Annotated in this window: 12 protein-coding genes; 2 read left to right on the top strand and 10 right to left on the bottom strand. The window is 64.4% G+C overall.

What is annotated here, in order from left to right; genetic code table 11:
• Positions 1-372: 372 nt before the first annotated feature.
• The 5 genes from putA to hemE all read right to left on the bottom strand — a co-directional run bounded on the left by putA (position 373) and on the right by hemE (position 10,254).
• Positions 373-4,287 (bottom strand): trifunctional transcriptional regulator/proline dehydrogenase/L-glutamate gamma-semialdehyde dehydrogenase, encoded by a 3,915-nt coding sequence (gene putA, locus C5N93_RS18630; RefSeq protein WP_242560464.1) that lies wholly within the window; start codon positions 4,285-4,287, stop codon positions 373-375.
• Positions 4,288-4,431: 144 nt separating this feature from the next.
• The gene (locus C5N93_RS18625) at positions 4,432-4,788 is read right to left on the bottom strand and encodes a sulfite:cytochrome C oxidoreductase subunit B (RefSeq protein ID WP_242560463.1); all 357 of its coding nucleotides are present in this window, start codon (positions 4,786-4,788) and stop codon (positions 4,432-4,434) included.
• Positions 4,789-4,802: 14 nt separating this feature from the next.
• Entirely contained in the window at positions 4,803-6,143 is a 1,341-nt protein-coding gene (locus C5N93_RS18620; protein WP_242560462.1) for a molybdopterin-dependent oxidoreductase, read from the bottom strand.
• 141 nt (positions 6,144-6,284) lie between these two features.
• Positions 6,285-8,663, bottom strand: coding sequence for a primosomal protein N' (locus C5N93_RS18615; RefSeq protein ID WP_242560911.1), 2,379 nt, complete (start codon positions 8,661-8,663; stop codon positions 6,285-6,287).
• Between the two features lie 520 nt (positions 8,664-9,183).
• The gene (hemE, locus tag C5N93_RS18610) at positions 9,184-10,254 is read right to left on the bottom strand and encodes a uroporphyrinogen decarboxylase (protein ID WP_301232334.1); all 1,071 of its coding nucleotides are present in this window, start codon (positions 10,252-10,254) and stop codon (positions 9,184-9,186) included.
• 260 nt (positions 10,255-10,514) lie between these two features.
• Here hemE and C5N93_RS18605 point away from each other — a divergent pair, with 260 nt between their 5' ends.
• A complete protein-coding gene (locus tag C5N93_RS18605) occupies positions 10,515-11,384 on the top strand; it encodes a transporter substrate-binding domain-containing protein (RefSeq protein ID WP_242560460.1) in 870 nt (289 codons plus the stop codon).
• A 285-nt stretch (positions 11,385-11,669) separates the two neighbouring features.
• On the opposite strand, the gene C5N93_RS18600 is transcribed toward C5N93_RS18605, so the two are convergent.
• From C5N93_RS18600 to C5N93_RS18580, 5 genes are all read right to left on the bottom strand, one after another.
• Positions 11,670-12,608, bottom strand: a complete 939-nt coding sequence (locus C5N93_RS18600) for an alpha/beta hydrolase (protein WP_242560459.1) — start codon at positions 12,606-12,608, stop codon at positions 11,670-11,672.
• Positions 12,609-12,706: 98 nt separating this feature from the next.
• Positions 12,707-13,192, bottom strand: coding sequence for a CoA-binding protein (locus C5N93_RS18595; protein ID WP_242560458.1), 486 nt, complete (start codon positions 13,190-13,192; stop codon positions 12,707-12,709).
• A gap of 761 nt (positions 13,193-13,953) precedes the next feature.
• The gene (gene otnI, locus C5N93_RS18590) at positions 13,954-14,748 is read right to left on the bottom strand and encodes a 2-oxo-tetronate isomerase (RefSeq protein WP_242560457.1); all 795 of its coding nucleotides are present in this window, start codon (positions 14,746-14,748) and stop codon (positions 13,954-13,956) included.
• A gap of 71 nt (positions 14,749-14,819) precedes the next feature.
• Positions 14,820-15,359, bottom strand: a complete 540-nt coding sequence (locus C5N93_RS18585) for a TonB family protein (protein WP_242560456.1) — start codon at positions 15,357-15,359, stop codon at positions 14,820-14,822.
• Positions 15,360-15,485: 126 nt separating this feature from the next.
• On the bottom strand, positions 15,486-16,733 hold the full coding sequence (locus C5N93_RS18580; protein ID WP_242560455.1) for a dienelactone hydrolase family protein: 1,248 nt from the start codon (positions 16,731-16,733) through the stop codon (positions 15,486-15,488).
• Between the two features lie 195 nt (positions 16,734-16,928).
• Here C5N93_RS18580 and arsC point away from each other — a divergent pair, with 195 nt between their 5' ends.
• Positions 16,929-17,279 carry an arsenate reductase (glutaredoxin) gene (gene arsC, locus C5N93_RS18575; protein WP_242560454.1) on the top strand — a complete coding sequence of 117 codons (351 nt, stop codon included), beginning with the start codon at positions 16,929-16,931 and terminating at the stop codon, positions 17,277-17,279.
• Positions 17,280-17,515 lie beyond the last annotated feature (236 nt).

Here is a 17,515-nt window from a genome sequence, read left to right as displayed (position 1 = left end):
CGCTCAAATTGCGCATCTACGCATTTAGCGGTGCGTCACTTGTGCATCCGGAAATGTGACGTCAAACATTCCCCGCAGCGCGCCGCATAACCGCGCGATTCGTTGCGGGTCGATCGTCAACGAAGCGGTGACTGGGCACGGGAAGGCGGAGGAGAAGTCGGTAAAACCGGGGGAGGCGGGCGAGGCGGGGTAGCCGGGGAGAGGCAGCGGCGAAGTGGTGAGAGGGGACGAGAAGCGCGAGAGTAGCGGGAGAGAAGCGGGCGAGAAGCGGAGGAAACGCGAAGACGAACGAAGAAGACGTAGGCGAGTGGATCGCCAGATTTAGGACGAATCCGGGAGGAGACGTCGCTAAATCCGGCGGACAACCCGCGATTAGCCGATGGTCATGAGGTTGGCATTACCGCCCGCTGCGGCCGTATTGACGGACACCGAGCGTTCGCACAGCAGACGCTCCAGCGCGTAATCGTCGCCAGCGGCCAGGGCTTCCGGCGCCAGACCCTGCATCGAGAGGATGGGGCCGTTGCGCGTTGCGATGCGACGGTTCAGCGCGCGCAGTTCGTCGCTATCGCCTTCGAACAGCACGGCGGCGAGGGCGGCTTCGCTGGCGGCGTCCACCCCGGCAGCGAGCACCGACGCCCGGCCCTTGAGGGCGGCGGGCAACGCACTCACCAGTTCGCGGGCGGCAGCGCTGTCCGCGAACACGGCGTTGTTACCCGTGGCCAGCACGGCGGCCAGTTGCGTGCGTGCGCCGAGCACCGTTGCTGCCACACACAGCACCGGGCCGCGCGGCTCCAGACCGTACGTGTTGCGCTCGCCGGTCGGGCCCGGCAGCACCGCCGTGGCGTCGAGGGCAGACGTCGACAGATAGCGGTCGACGCGATCGACGGCGGCGGCGCTCTCCGGTTGCTGACGCAGCCAGTCGCGATAGCTCACCAGCGGCGAGAGGGCGGCTTCGTTGCGATTCAGTTCCGGGGCGAGTGCCGCCGGACGCGTTGCCAGCAGACGCGGCAGATACATCGGACCCCCGGCCTTCGGACCCGTGCCGGAGAGGCCTTCGCCGCCGAACGGCTGCACGCCGACCACGGCGCCGATCACGTTACGGTTCACGTAGACGTTACCGACATGCGCCCGCTCCGTCACGTAAGCGATGGTTTCGTCGATACGCGTATGCACGCCGAACGTCAGGCCATAGCCGGTGCCGTTGATCTGATCGAGCAGCTTGTCGAGCTGCGCGCGCTTGAAGCGGATCACGTGCAACACCGGGCCGAAGACTTCGCGTTGCAGCGCCTTCAGGTCGGTCAGCTCGATGAGCGTCGGCGGCACGAAGGTGCCGTGACGGGCGGCGTCCGGCAGCGTCAGTTGCTCGACCGGGAAGCCCTTGCCGCGCATCTGTTCGATGTGACGGTTGATGCCATTCTGCGCTTCGGCGTCGATCACCGGGCCGACGTCGATCGACAGACGGTCCGGGTTGCCGATGGCCAGCTCCTGCATCGCGCCCTTGAGCATGTGCAGCGTCTTGTCGGCGATGTCGTCTTGCAGGCACAGCACGCGCAGTGCCGAGCAGCGCTGACCCGCCGAATCGAAAGCGGAGGCGAGCACGTCGTACACGACCTGTTCGGGCAACGCCGACGAGTCCACGATCATCGCGTTCTGGCCGCCGGTCTCGGCGATCAGCGGAATCGGTCGGCCGTTGGCGTCCAGGCGATCGGCCAGCGTGCGCGCGATGATGCGTGCGACTTCGGTCGAGCCGGTGAACATCACGGCCTTGGTGCGAGCGTCGGCCACCAGCGCAGCGCCCACGGTTTCGCCCGTGCCCGGCAGCAGTTGCAGCGCGCCGGACGGAATGCCTGCGGCCTGCATCAGACGCACGGCTTCGGCTGCGATGAGCGGCGTTTGCTCGGCGGGCTTCGCGATGACCGGGTTGCCTGCGGCCAGCGCGGCGGCGACCTGACCGACGAAGATGGCGAGCGGGAAATTCCACGGGCTGATGCAAAGCACCGGGCCAAGCGGGCGGTGGGTGTCGTTGGAGAAGCCCTGACGGATCTGCGCGGCGTAGTAGCGCAGGAAGTCGACGGCCTCGCGCACTTCGGCCACGGCGTTCGGCAGCGACTTGCCCGCTTCGCGTACGCACAGCCCCATCAGCGTGGGCATGTGGGCTTCGAGCAGATCGGCGCCGCGCATCAGGCAGTCGGCACGCTCTTCGACCGGCGTGGCTTGCCAGATCGGTGCGGCGGCCACGGCGTGCGCGAGTGCGGCTTCGACGTCGGCGGACGTCGCTTCGATGACCTGACCCACGATGTCGCGCAGATCGGCGGGGTTGCGCACAGCACGCGGCGTGCCTTCGGTACGTTCGCCGTCGGCCAGCATCGGGGCGGCGCGCCACGGCGTGCCTGCGCTGGCCAGCAAGGCCGACGACAGCGACGCGAGGCGGTGTTCGTTCGAGAGATCGAAGCCCGACGAGTTGGCGCGCGATACGCCGTACAGGTCACGCGGCAGCGGAATCTTGGCATGCGGCGCGCCGAGCGGTTGCACCTTCTCGGCTTCCGAAATCGGGTCGGCGATCAGTTCGTCGACGCTGACGGTCTCGTCGGCGATGCGGTTCACGAACGACGTGTTGGCGCCGTTTTCCAGCAGACGTCGCACGAGGTAGGCGAGCAGCGTTTCATGCGTGCCGACCGGTGCGTACACACGGCACGGGCGCGCCAGCTTGCCTGCGGCGATCGGCCCAACGACTTCCTCGTACAGCGGTTCGCCCATGCCGTGAAGGCATTGGAACTCGTACTGACCGGGGTAGTAGTTGTTGCCTGCGAGGTGATAGATCGCGGAGAGCGTGTAGGCGTTGTGCGTGGCGAATTGCGGGTAGATGGCATCCGGCACGGCCAGCAGCTTCTTCGCGCAGGCGAGGTACGAGACATCCGTATAGATCTTGCGCGTGTAGACCGGATAGCCTTCCAGGCCGTCGACCTGCGCACGCTTGATTTCCGTATCCCAGTAAGCGCCCTTGACCAGACGCACCATGATGCGGTGACGGCTGCGACGCGCCAGATCGATGATGAAATCGATCACGAACGGGCAGCGCTTCTGATACGCCTGCACCACGAAGCCGATACCGTTCCAGCCGGCCAGTTCCGGGTCGAAGCACAGGGCTTCGAGCAGATCGAGCGAGATTTCGAGGCGGTCGGCTTCTTCGGCGTCGATGTTCAGGCCGATGTCATACGAGCGGGCCAGCTTGGCGAGCGACTGCACGCGCGGCAGCAGTTCCGAGACGGTGCGCTCGTGCTGGCTGCGCGAGTAGCGTGGGTGCAGCGCCGAGAGCTTGATCGAGATGCCGGGGCCTTCATAGATGCCGCGACCGGCCGAGGCCTTGCCGATAGCGTGGATGGCCTGCTCGTAGCTCGCGTAGTAGCGCTGCGCATCTTCTTCGGTCGTCGCCGCTTCGCCGAGCATGTCGTACGAATAGCGGAAGCCCTGCGCTTCGTACTTGCGGCTGTTGGCCAGCGCTTCGGAAATGGTTTCACCCGTGACGAACTGTTCGCCCATCAGACGCATGGCGATGTCCACGCCCTTGCGGATCAGCGGTTCGCCGCCACGGCCGATCAGGCGCGTGAGGGCCTTCGTGAGACCGGCTTCGCTGGTGGTGGTGACGAGCTTGCCGGTGATCATCAGGCCCCAGGTGGCGGCGTTGACGAACATCGACGGCGAGTTGCCCATGTGGGCGTGCCAGTCGCCCTTGCTGATCTTGTCGCGAATCAGGGCGTCGCGCGTGGCCTTGTCGGGAATGCGCAGCAGCGCTTCGGCCAGACACATCAGCGCCACGCCTTCCTGGCTGGACAGCGAGAACTCGTGAATCAGTCCCTCGACACCCCCGCCGGTGCTCTTGCCGCGCAGGGCGACGACGAGCTTGCGCGCGAGGTCCGATGCCAGCGTGGCCGTGGCCGGTGCGAGCTTCGCCTGACCGACCAGCACGGGCACGCACTCCGGCTCGGGACGGCGATACGCCGCCGTGATCGCCGCACGCAGCACCGATTGCGGTTGCACGTTCTGGGCGAATTCGAGGAACGGGTGCGGCACGGTGTCGTCGCCGGCATGGCCGTCGATCACCTCGGTACCCGACTGGGTTGCACCACTGAGTTCAGGGGGCAGCGCGCCGCTCTCGATGCGCTCCAGATAGGCGAAGATGGCCTGTTTGATGAGCCAGTGCGGGGTGCGCTCGATTTGCTGGGCAGCCGTCTTGAGCCGCGTGCGCAGGATGTCGTCGACTTTGACGCCGAGGGTGGTGTTAGCCATGAGAGGGTTACCTGATGACGCAAAAACGTGACACCCATAGCGGGTGAATTGCGGCATCGTAACCGGGTTTCGAAAGAGGTGCAACCAGAGTCAAAAATGCGGTTGCACCATCGGGGTCGCTTCGGGGTTGCGCCCCCCGCGCGGCTACTTCTGGTCGCTGCCGTACGCCTTGCCGAGGTACTCGGAAATCAGCTTGACCTGATCTTCGGGAATCGGCGCGCCGTAGACCTTCACCATCTTCGTGACTTCGGCGCTCCAGAAGGCCGACGGCATTGGCGGCTGCGAGTTGATGTAGTCGACGGAGTGGCACATCACGCACCAGGCGCTGGCCGCCTGATGGCCCGCGAGCGTCGAGGCCTTGAGTTGCGCCGTTTCCTGCGGCAGCTTGATGTCGAGCGCGTGGGCAGGTGTTCCTGCGAATACACCTGCCAATACGCCGGCCAGACCGAGCGCCCGCGCTGCTGCGCGCGTCAGATCAGGCGTGAATTTCAGATTTTTCATGATCGTCCCCCGCCTTAAGCCGCAACCACGCGTACGGATTCCACGCCGTTACGCAGATAGCCCGCCGGATTCCACAACGATTGCAGTGGTTGTGTCACCCCGGCACGATTCGTCGCCCTGACTTTCAGGACGTACTCGCCGGCCTGCGGTGGCGTGAACGACGCGATCCACTCTCGGAACGAATACTTCGACAACTCGCTACCCAGCTTCGCCGTTTGCCACGTCTGGCCGCCGTCGGCGGAGAACTGCACGTCGCGGATCCCTTCACCGCCGTCGAACGCAATGCCTCGCACGCGCATCGCGCGGCCCGCCGCGACTTGCTGACCGTCGCTGTGGCTGGTGACGAAGGAGCGCACGGTGAAGCGGCCGATCGGTTTCGTCTTTTCCGGCGCTTTGCCCGGCTCGACGCAGTTGCAGTCGTTATCCGGAATGCGATAGGCCGTGGCCATCCAGAAGCCGTCGAAGACTTTGTCGATGACGTTGATGTCGGCCAGATGCTTGACCCAATAGGTGCCGTAGTAGCCGGGCACGACCAGCCGTACCGGAAAGCCGTTGAGCATCGGTAAATCCTTACCGTTCATGGCGAAGGCGACCATCACTTCGCCGTCCATCGCGTGATCGAGGTCGAGGGCCTTCACGAACTCGGGGGTGGCAGGGACGATGGGCCGGTCAAGGCCTTCGAACGTCACCTGCTTCGCCCCGGCCGACACGCCCGCCCGCTCGAGAATGCGCTTGAGCGGTATGCCGCGCCACTGCGCGTTGCCCATCGCCCCGTTGGCGATCTGCCCGCCGCCGACACGCGGCTCGAAGAATCCCCGGCTGTTGCCCGAACACTGGTGCACGGCAACGATTTCCACGGGCGGGCCGAAGTCCTTCTTCAGCGACGCGAGCGAGATGTCGAGCGGCTTGGCGACGCTGCCGCCCACGCGGATGCGATGTTTCGCCGGATCGATGTCGGTCGGAATCCCGGCGAGGTGATAGCGCACGAAGAACGCGTCGTTCGGCGTGATCAGGCCGTCGTTGAAGACTTCGAAGGGGGTTTCCAGTTGCGGCGGACGTGCCGTGAGCCGGATCAGCGGGCGCTTTTGCGGATACGCCACGAGTTCGCGCTCGCCGTTCGCGAACGGCAGCGTGACCGTTTGCGGCGCGGCGGTTGCCGCGAGTACGTCGAGGGCGCGTCCCGCGAGGCTGGCGCCGATACCTAGCGCACCGGCACGGCGCAGAAAGCGACGCCGCGAGACTTCCGCCGTGGCGGTTTCGAGTGGTGATTCGGAAAACGCGTATTCGGGAGGAACGAGAGGGGATGCAACAGCTTGCGGCGCCGTGGGGGCGGCGCTCCGGTCGTGCGACTTCATCGGATGTCTCCTGTAGGACGAACTTATCTTGCAGATGACGTGAACCGTTCGACGTGCAGCGTTCTTCTTATCGTGGGGTTACGGCTGCATCGTCGGAGATTCTTCCGATGTTGTCAAATTTTCGGAACGCTATATACCGTTTTATATTTCGAGAGGGTCGACTTCGAGATGCCAGCGCACCGGTGCCTTGAGCGCGCGCAGTTCGCTCATCCATTGCGTGAGGAAACGCTGGAGCGCCCCGCGATGCGGGCTTTCGACCACCAGTTGGGCGCGGTCGGTGCCGGCGATCCGGACCATCGTCATCGGCACCGGGTCCCACAGCGAGATACGCGAGTCGTGCAACGCTGGCGTCGCGGCGATCTCGCGGGCTTGTTTGAGGAACGTCATGGCGTCATCGAGCTTGCGGGCTTCAGCGCGTAACAACGCCTGATGCGTATATGGCGGCAGCAGTGCGACACGACGCTCTTCCAGTTGCTGCGCCGCGAAGCCTGCATAGTCGTGCCGCATGAGCGACGCGAATAGCGGGTGCGAGGCGTAGCGGGTCTGAATCAGCACGTCGCCGGGGCCATCGGCACGCGCCGCGCGTCCGGCGCGACCGGCCACCTGCATCAACTGGGCGAAGAGACGTTCGGCCGCGCGGAAATCGTGGGAAAAGAGGGCGCTGTCGGCGTTGACTACGCCCACGAGCGTGACGTTACGGAAATCGTGTCCCTTGGCCACCATCTGCGTGCCGATCAGGATGTCGACTTCGCCCGCGTGCACCTGCGCGAAAAGCGCCTGAGCGCTGCCTTTACGGCGGGTGCTGTCGGCGTCGATACGCGCGAGCCGCGCGTCGGGGAAGTGCTCGGCGAGGGCTTCTTCGATGCGTTGCGTGCCGCGTCCGAGCGGGGCGAGGTCGAGGTTGCCGCAGTCGGGACACGCGTGAGGAATACGCGCCTCGGCGCCACAGTGATGGCAGCGCAGCCGCCGCTCGGGCTTGTGCAGCACCATGTGTGCGCTGCATCGGCGACAATCGCTGATCCAGCCGCAGGCGTCGCAGTTGAGCACCGGCGCGTAACCACGGCGATTGAGGAATAGCAGGCTTTGTTCACCCGCTTCCATGCGTGCGCGAATGGCGGCGAGCAGCGGCTGCGAGAGGCCTTCGTGCACCACACGCTGGCGTTTGCGTTCGATCTCCATGTCGATGAGCGATACGCGCGGCAGCACGGCGTCGGGCGTGGCGCGCTCGGGCATGGCGAGACGCACGTAGCGGCCCTGTTCGGCGCGGTTCCAGCTGTCGAGCGAGGGGGTGGCCGAGCCGAGCACGACCGGAATGCGCAGCCGGTTCGCGCGCCAGATGGCAAGGTCGCGGGCCGAATAGCGCAGACCTTCCTGTTGCTTATAGGACGGGTCGTGTTCTTCGTCGACGACGATGAGACGCAGGTGCGGCATCGACGCCATCACGGCCAGACGCGTACCGAGCACGATCCGCGCTTCGCCGCGATGCGCGGCCAGCCAGTGCCGTGCGCGTTCACCCTCGGCCAGCCCGCTGTGCAGCGTGACAAGGGTCTCGTCGGGGAAGCGCGCACGGAAGACGCCTTCGAGTTGCGGCGTCAGATTGATTTCCGGGACGAGCACGAGCACCTGGGCGTCTCGCGACGCCCGCGTGTGCAGCGCTTCGGCCACGGCGCGCAAATAGACTTCCGTCTTGCCGCTGCCGGTCACGCCATAGAGCAGGAAGGGCGCGCACGCCGGTGTGTCCTTATCCGGCTCGGCGCCGGGCGTTTCGAGCGACTGAGCGCCTGCGGCGAGCAGCGCGTCATGGATGGCGGCGACGGCGTCGGCTTGTCCGGTCGTCAGCGTTTTCGTCTCGTTCGTGCCGCTGAGGGTGGCATTGCTGTCGTCCAGCACATCGGCCATGCCGTCGACGGATGCTGCCGGTTCGTCATCCTCATCCCCATCGGTGTCGTCTGCGTCCCGAACGGCTTCATGAAACGGCACCGTCTCCACGACGACCCAGCCCGCGGCGGCCCATTGCTTGAGCACGTCCGCCGCCTTCGAGCACAGGGCGCGGGCTTCGTCGGCATCGAGTGTGCCTGCCTGTGCGAGTCCTTCGGCGAGTCGGCGCTGTGCCCGCAGACGGGCGGGCACGTTCTCCATCAACGTGCCAAGCGCGCCGTCGGCGATCCGGTAGCGCTGCACGCCGCGTTGGGCGAGCAGTCGCGGCCAGCGCATCGGCGTGCGCAGATGGCCGGGAATGGCAGGCAATGCGACTTCACCAACGCCGCGCTGATAGTAACGTGACGCGAATTGCATCAGGTCGCGCCAATCGTCGCCGAGCGGGGGCAATTCGTGCCAGACGGATGTCACTTCCCGCAGCTTTTTCGGGTCGACTTCGCTGCGCTGCGTCAATTCCCAGACAACGCCCACGACCTGTCGCCGTCCGAACGGGACTTGCACCAGTTGGCCGGGGCTCGCGGCCTGATCGAGACGGTAATCGAACAGGGTGAGCAGCGGCGTGTCGAGCGCGACACGTGCGATGGCGGGTGCCGGGCCGCGCGGCCCGGTCACCGGGAACAGCGTGTCGTGCGCGTCGTCGGACGAAGCGGTTGACGCAGGAGCGGAGAGATCGTCGGCGCGGGTCAAACTTAAAGTGAATCCTGAGAAGTGCCGGTAAACCCCGGATTTGAGTCGGCTTTCCAGTGCGTTCGAAACGCTTGTGGATAACTATGTTGAGAACTGTGGGGATTCTCTCCCGTCAGCCTCGTCGCACGGTCTTTGCGTCGCGCGGCGTCCCGACTTTGCCAGATTCAAAAATGCTTTTTGATCAATAGCTTATGAATGACGTCGACGACCCCTTCCATTCGTCTCTCACTTGCGGCGGCGCAGCGAGAATTTGTGCATAAGTCTTCGGGACAACTCTGAAAATTGGAGGGGTTATTCGACCGCTTTTCGCTTGACATTCCCCGCTTGAAACGGCGGTTGGGTTTGCAGAGCGAAATGCCCCGCGAACCCGCATCACCGCTTGTGCGGAGAAGTGCCGACGACTATCCACGCCTGTTTACGCCGTTTGGCGAAGCTTCCGGCTATAGCTGTGAACCTCGTCGACGAGTGCCGCGACGTGTTCCGGGTTGGTGAACTGCGAGATGCCGTGCCCGAGGTTGAATACGTGACCCGGCGCATTACCGTACGCGTCGAGCAGACGTCGCACTTCGGTGCGGATGGCGTCGGGGGCCGCAAATAGCGCGGTCGGATCAAAATTGCCTTGCAGTGCACAACGATCGCCCACGCGACGACGTGCTGCGGCGAGATCCACGGTCCAGTCGAGCCCGATGGCATCGGGACCCGTGTCGGCGATGGCTTCGAGCCACTGGCCGCCGCCCTTGGTGAAGACGATGTGCGGAATGCGCACGCCGTTCCACTCGCGATGCACGCCTTCGAGCGCCTGCTTCATGTACGCCAGCGAGAAGCGCTGATACAGGCCGTCGGCCAGTGCGCCGCCCCAGGTGTCGAACACCATGATGGCTTGCGCACCCGCTTCGATCTGCGCATTCAGATAGGCGGCGACGGCACGCGCGTTCGTCTCGAGAATGTGCGTCATCAGGTCGGGACGCTCATACATCATCGTCTTGACGGTACGGAAGTCGGCCGACCCGGCGCCCTCGACCATGTAGCACGCGAGTGTCCACGGGCTGCCCGAGAAGCCGATGAGCGGCACGCGGCCGTTCAGTGCGCGGCGGATTTCGGCGACGGCGTCGAACACGTAGCGCAGGCTGTCGAGGTCGGGGGCACGCAGGCGGCGCACGTCGTCTTCGGTGCGCAGCGGATGCGCGAAGCGCGGGCCTTCACCGGCTTCGAACGACAGGCCGAGGCCCATGGCGTCGGGAATGGTGAGAATGTCCGAGAACAGAATCGCGGCGTCGAGCGGAAAGCGTTCGAGCGGTTGAAGCGTCACTTCGGTGGCGTAGGCGGGATTCTTCGCCAGCGCGAGGAAGCTACCGGCCTTGGCTCGGGTCGCGTTGTATTCGGGCAGGTACCGGCCCGCCTGGCGCATCAGCCAGATCGGCGTGTACTCGGTCGGCTGGCGCAGCAGCGCGCGCAGGAAAGTATCGTTTTGCAGAGCTTGGGACACGTCGCAGCGGGGGTAGGAAGGGGTTGGGCAAGCGGCCATTTTACTCGGGTATCCCGGGGCCGGTCGCGTGGCGGGCTGTTATGCCGCAGATAAGTGCTTGAACCGGACGGTGAATCCGGCGCGCTGCGCTCGGAAACTTCGCATTTTTGCGACGGTTGGCGCGGGCGCAGCCGAACAGTAGTATGAAGCCCCACGAGTCGCGTCAGACGACTCGGAACGTCAGGGCGTCACTACGCCGACAGAACAATACGGAGACAAGCATGACAGTCATGAAGACGGCCGCCCGCGCGGCCTTCGTGACGGGGACGGCGCTCGCCGCTTCCGCCACGACCCTCGTTGCTACAATTCTCACCACCGCCACCGTCGCTACCGTCACCACTGCCGCTCACGCGCAAACGGCAACGACCGCGGCCCCCGTCGCCGTCCACTCCCGGCTCGACGACATCGTGAAGTCCGGCACGCTGCGCGCCTGCGCTACCGGCGACTACAAACCCTATTCGTACCGCCGCCCCGACGGACAGTTCGAAGGCATCGACGTGGATCTCGTCGCCTCACTGGCCAAGTCGCTCGGCGTGAAACCCGTGATCGTCCCGACGACCTGGAAAGGCCTGATGGACGATTTCACCGCCGGGAAGTGCGACATCGTCGTCGGCGGCGTGTCCGTCACGCTCGATCGCGCCGCGCGCGCCTACTACAGCAAGGTGGTCATGGTCGACGGCAAGTCACCCATTGTTCGCTGCGCCGACGTGGCGAAGTACCAGACGCTCGCCGATCTGAATAAACCCAGCACCCGCGCTATCGCCAACCCCGGCGGCACCAACGAACGCTTCGCCCGCCAATACCTGCCGAACGCCACGCTGACGATTTATCCGGACAACGTCACGATCTTCCAGCAAATCGCCGACGGCAAAGCCGATGTCATGGTCACGGACTCCTCCGAAACCCTCCTCCAGCACAAGCTCAACCCCGCACTCTGTCCCGTCAATCCCGATAAACCGCTTCAGTTCGGCGAGAAGGCCTATCTGCTGCCCCGTGGCGACGATGTCTTCAAGCATTACGTCGACCAATGGCTGAATCTCGCTCAGAAAACCGGTGAGTATCAGAGCGTTGTCGATAAATGGCTGAAGTGATTCGCTGATTCACCGCTGCATTGTTCTCCCCAAACGCAGCGACACCGAAACAAGGGGGACGCTTCCCTCCGCTCCAACTTTAAAGTCGCTGCGGCAAGCGTCCCCCTTGTTCCGGCCTGTGTTGCCCAGGGTTTTAACCCCCCTAAACCCTAAACCTCCTCGGCCATCTGCATCCTCGCCAACGGCGCAAACGCCTTCGGGTCGTCCGCTTCCGCGGCCTCGACTCGAATCCGTTCGGACATGCGGGGTTCGAGCGCTCTCAGGCCGTCCTGTACACGACCCGGTTTATCCCAGCCATTCGCGCAGACGCTGCGCGGCGTCGTGCATCACCATCCTCGCTTGCGGCACGAACGGCTGCAATCGCGCGAAGCTATGCGTCAAACCCGCCGCCTCGATGACCTCCGCCCGCGATCCCGTACGCGCAACGAACTGCGCATACGCCACCGCTTCGTCATGCAACGGATCGTATTCCGCAGCAATCACCAAACTGTTCGGCAACGGATGACGCGGCGCTTCCGCCATCAAATTGACCCGCACATCACTCTCCGCCGGCTCCACGCCACCCAGAAATTCCTTCCAGTACCAACGCATTTCGTCTCGCGTCAGTCCAATGCCATCCGCCAGACGCTCGTAACTCGGCGTGTCGAACCGATACTGCACGACCGGATAGATGAGCAACTGCGCACCCACCATGCCCGGGTGCTTGTCGTTGAACCACGCCGCCGCCTGTGCCGCCAGATGTCCGCCCGCACTGTCGCCCGCCACCGCCAACCGGTCCAGACTCACGCCCAGCCGGGCACGCTGTTCCGCCGCCCACGCCAACGCCTCACGCGCGTCGTCGACCGGCACCGGGAACGGATGCTCCGGAGCCAGCCGGTAATCGACACTGAGTACCGCGACGTCGGCATCCTGCGCGAGCAGGGCCGCGACCGTTCCGTGCGTGTCGACATCGCCAACGACCCAGCCGCCACCATGGAAGTACACGACCAGCGGGACGACGCGACCCTCCGGTCGATAGAGCCTCGCCCGCAGATTGCGACCCGGCAGCGGAATCTCGAACGTCTCGCTTTTCAATCCCGCCGGCAACGGACGCAGCGCCTCGACGGCGACGGCGGCGAATTTGGCGCGCACGTCCTGCGGCGTCGGCGCGGGGGCGTTTTCGGGAGTGGGGTACTTGCGCGCCATCAAGTCGTAATAGGCGAGCAGATCGGCGTCGATGGTCATGGCAGCGAGATGTTGACGTTAGAGGGAGTCGGATGCCGACGTTGAACCGTCGGCTTTTTCTATTTTCGGGACGACGTTCGGCACAAGCGTTTGACGTGTCAGCGGCCGGTGGCCTGTTGGCCACCCGGTTCGGACAACCCGCCGCCTTGCATCAACCAACGCTGATGCTCGATCTTGACGCAGCGGTCCATGACGACGTCCAGCCCTGCCGCCAATGCCTCGGCCGCCGCTTCGTCGTTCTCGATGCCCAACTGCATCCACAAACTGTTTGCACCGATGGCGACAGCCTCGGTCGCGATCGGCGGAATGTCGCCGCTGCGGCGAAAGCAGTCGACCATGTGAATGCGCAGACCTTCGGCGCGAAGGGCTTCTGCTGCGTCGGTCAAGCTGGCGTAGACGGTCTCGCCCAGAATCTTTTCGCCGGAATCGGCGGCCTGCGGGTTGATCGGCACGATCCGATACCCATGCTGCTGCATGTATCGCGAGGTGGTGAAGCTCGGCCTGTCGGGCCGCGGCGATAAGCCCACAACCGCGATCACCCGGTCACGCGCCAGGATCTGCCCCAAACGTTCAATGGTTTCCATTGCTCACTTTGTTGCCACGCACAAAGTTTGAACTTAGCACATTGCCGACACCTGCGTTCGGGACGCCAGGATGCGGTGCGTTTGTCGACGATGACTGAAGATGGCCGCTAGTGGAGCGGCCGCGACGCTATCACCGACTCTCAGCCGGGATTGGCGTGTCGATAGTGGTGAGGTATCGATGGCGAAGAGGGATTGCCTTACCGGGGTCGGATGGATGTCGAACGGATGGCTCGGGTGGCGAGTTATTCAGGATGACGAACAAAATATGGAAAGTTGTGTCTCAGCGAAGCGCCTTGTGCCGCAAGGCGCAGGCGCGATTCACAGAGGCAGTGAAACGCGCTAGGTGTTACAACCTGAAACACTTTGTTACCCCTCCCTCCATACGTTTCCACCACAATGCATCTCAACGCTGAAGTGCTTATCCCCCGGTAACACAGCAGCGCGACTGTATCGGCAAAAACGCGTCCCCCGGCGCAATTTGCAAGGTGGTTCGATACAGTGCTCCGAATCTGGTCTCCTCGCGCTAACCCCGTAGCGTGTGGTTTTGGCGGGCCCGTGTGTCCCGCCATTTTTTTGCCTGATTCGTCCTACATCTTTCCTAAGACTTTCTCCGACTCTGTCTCGGATATATCGCTGCGCAGCGCACAATGCTTCGACCTCCGATTGATTTTCGGAAATCGATTCACGTCTGCGTAATCCCCCGGAACGTGACGCAAACGTGACGTCGACGTGACGCGAAAGTGCGTCGGGATGGTCGCGATCTATCGGTTCGCCGTCGCTCTGAGCCACGGCTTGAGCCAGCCAAGTCCCGCGCGCGTCGCCCCCTGTGGGCGGTATTCACACCCGATCCACCCGGCATACCCCAGTTCGTCGAGCAGACGGAACAGGAAGGGATAGTTGACCTCGCCGGTATCGGGCTCGTGTCGGGCCGGCACGCCGGCGACCTGCACGTGGCCGATATGGTCGATGGACTGGCGTATTTTCATCGCCAGATCGCCCTCGACGATCTGGCAGTGGTACGCATCGAACTGGACTTTGAGGTTGCTCGCACCGACTTCGCTACGAATGGCGTGCGCCTGATCCTGGCGCGTGAGGAAATAGCGCGGAAAGTCGCGCGGATTGATCGGTTCGATCAGTACGGTCACACCGTGTGCCGCCGCCTGACCGCTCGCGTAGGCGAGATTCTCGAGGTAGCTTGCGCGGCATCGCTCGGGCGACTCGGCGGCGTCGGGGCAACCGGCCATGACATGCAACTGCCGGCAACCTAGCGCATCGGCGTAGTCCAGTGCGAGTTCGATCCCGTCGCGAAATTGTGCCTCGCGGCCGGGCAACGCCGCGATGCCGCGCTCTCCGCTCGCCCAGTCGCCCGCCGGACCGTTGAACAGGACTTGCGTCAGCCCGGCGTCATCCAGTCGCTTGCGGATTTCCTGTGCGGGATGCTCGTACGGAAACAGGAATTCGACACCTCTGAAGCCATCGCTCGCCGCTTCCTGAAAACGATCGAGAAACGGGACTTCCTGATAGAGCAGGGTCAGGTTGGCAGCAAATCGCGGCATGAGCATCTCCGTCGCCCCCTATCCGTTGCCCCGAGCGGGCCGGGCAAAGCGGGCGGATGCCTGTCACGATATCACTGCCCGTCGATCTGCGGCGCGGCCACGCTGCGCAGCTGATACCGGCCGTCGTTGTTGAAGAGCCAGGTCTCGACGGCACGCACACGTCCGCTGCTGTCCACCAGCGCCCGGCTCGGTGCCGGCAAGGGGCTCGCCCGTCGCAAGCTGGCGATGGCGATTCGCTCGGCTTCATGATCGCCGTTGCTGCGATAGAGGGCCACGCGCGTGACATTGCCACCGCGATCGACCCAGTATTCGAGCGAGACGACCGAGCGCAACATCGGCTGCGGATTGCCGGGTGTGATCTCCCGGGCATTGACCTCGGTCACACGCTGCGCCGCCGCCACCTTGTATTGATCGAGGCCCGACAGGGGCGGCTGGCCGAGCGGGAAATTGAGGACGAGCGGCTTCTTGGGCTCGAAATCGGGATTCGCACAACCGGTCACCATCAACATGCCGGAGAGGATGGCGAACCATCCGGTGAATGCGACGCGGCGTGCATGGCGCGCATGACGAACATGACGCGCACACGCGCGCTGAGAAGGTTGCGTATTCATGACTTGTCTCCCGCAACGTTCGCGACACTTTTTCTTGTTGTAACTGCCTGTGCTGCGCGGCGTCCGTCCCCTCGCCGGGGAGGGACGACCGCTTCACTGCAACGCCGGCGCTCGCCGGCGGTCAATCTACTGCGCCTTGGTGCCGAACGACCAGTTCGGCATCAAGCTGTTGGACGCCAGATTCTCGTCCTGCAACTTGCGCGCGGTCTCCACGCCGGCGACCGGCAACCCTGTCGGATCGAGCAGACCGATCTGCACGAGTACGCTCGCCTGATCCCAATATATGTGTTCGTGCTCCAGTTTGTCTCCCCGGAATCGTACGATGGCCACCAACGGAATCTCGACACGGCGTCCCGTCGGCGCCACGCCCGGCAGCATCCAGTCCACCGGCGTCGTATGGGTGAAGCAGAACAGCAGTTCGTCGACGAGTTGGGTCGCGCCGATCGTGCGCGATATCGGAATCAGCTTCGTGTCGGGCGGGTTGCTGTTGACGAAGTGATTCCGGTAGAAATGCGCTAACTGCTGATGGCCGACACCGCCCGTCATCGTCGGAATGTGATTGACGTAGGGCTCCGCCACCATCGTCTTCATCAACGGATCGATCTCGCGGATGGCAAATTCGTACGCGCAATGCGTTTCCCACAGCGACGCGAAGTCGAAGTGCGGCCCGATGACGCGGCGCACCGCACCAATGGTGCGCTGATGGGCGAGCTGGGTGGCGGCGCGGTTGAAGTGGTCGCCGGGACGCGCAAAAGCATGATCGGCGTCCGGGTACAGATACAGGGTGACGTTGGGATGCTTGCCGAGTCGCTCGGTCAGCGTGTCGCGCACTTCGACAGGCGCGTATTTGTCGAGCTCGGCGACGTGCAGCACGAGGGGCGGATGCTCGCCCGCGAGTTCGTCGATGTGCTGCTCCAGCCCCACGCCGTAGTAACCGACGGCCACATCCGCACTCGTGCGCGTGACCGACAGCGCGGCCAGCTTGCCGCCGAGGCAATAGCCGACCACGCCCACGCCGCCTACGCATTCCGGCAAGGCACGCAGCGTGTCGACGGTAGCGCCCACGTCTTCCATGCCGAGATCGACGTCGAAACTCTGGAACAAGGCGAACGCGCGCTGCCAGTCGCCGGACGAATAACCGAGTTCGATGCCGGGCTCGATGCGCCAGAACAGGTCGGGCGCGAGGACAACGTAGCCCTCTTCGGCATAGCGGTCCGCCAGTTCGCGAATGTAGGCATTTACGCCGAAGATTTCCTGACACAGCACCAGTCCGGGGCCCTTGCCCTCGCTAACGCCTTTGCTGTCCGGCGTCGCCAGATATGCCTGAAACGTCTTGCCGTCGCGCGACTTGATGCTGATGAAGCGTCCTGCCATGTCACTTTCTCCTGAGTTGCCGGATCAGATGTCCGTGGTGGCCGTAGCTAGCGGCATCCGACGATACCATGCATACTCGGAGCGCACGTCCCAGGCGTGACGCGGGGATGCGAGGGCATCGTTGCTGCATCGAGCGATTGCTGACCCCTCGTTGTCCTGTCACGCCGGACGCTTTTTGGACGCATTGGAGTGACCATGATTACCGTGTATCACAACCCGCGCTGCTCGAAGTCGCGCGAGGCGCTGGCGCTCGTCGAGGGTTCGCCGGCGGGTGGCGACCTGCAAGTCGTCGAATATTTGAAGATGCCGCCGACGCTGGCGGATCTGAAACGTCTGCACAAGCTGCTGGATGTGCCCGTGCGCGACATGATCCGCAGCAACGAGACGGAGTTCGCGGAACTGGGGCTGGCCGACGAGGCACTGGGCGACGACGATCTGCTCGCGGCCGTGGCTGCCCATCCGAAGCTGTTGCAGCGTCCCATCGTCGTGAACGGCAAGAAGGCAGTGATCGCCCGCCCGCCGGAACTCGTGAACGACGTGCTGTAAGCCGTCTGCCGGGGCTGGAAAAATAGAAGGGGGGGGGGGGGGGCAGGGGGGGCCCCGGAGCGTGGTGTTGATGAGGGAAGAAAAGAAGAGGGCGGGGGGTGAAGGACGAGAGCGGGGGGGGGGGGGGGGGGGAGGTGGGGGCGGGTGGTTGGGGGGTGATGGGGGTAGAGGTGGTCCAGGGGGGGGGAGGGGGGGGCGGGGGGGGGGGGGGGGGCGGGAGAGGGGGGGGGGGGTGG

Origin of the sequence: Pandoraea sp. LA3, from assembly GCF_022696215.1 — a bacterium.
Lineage (GTDB): Bacteria > Pseudomonadota > Gammaproteobacteria > Burkholderiales > Burkholderiaceae > Pandoraea > Pandoraea capi.
This window is presented reverse-complemented; position numbering and strand designations above follow the sequence as displayed.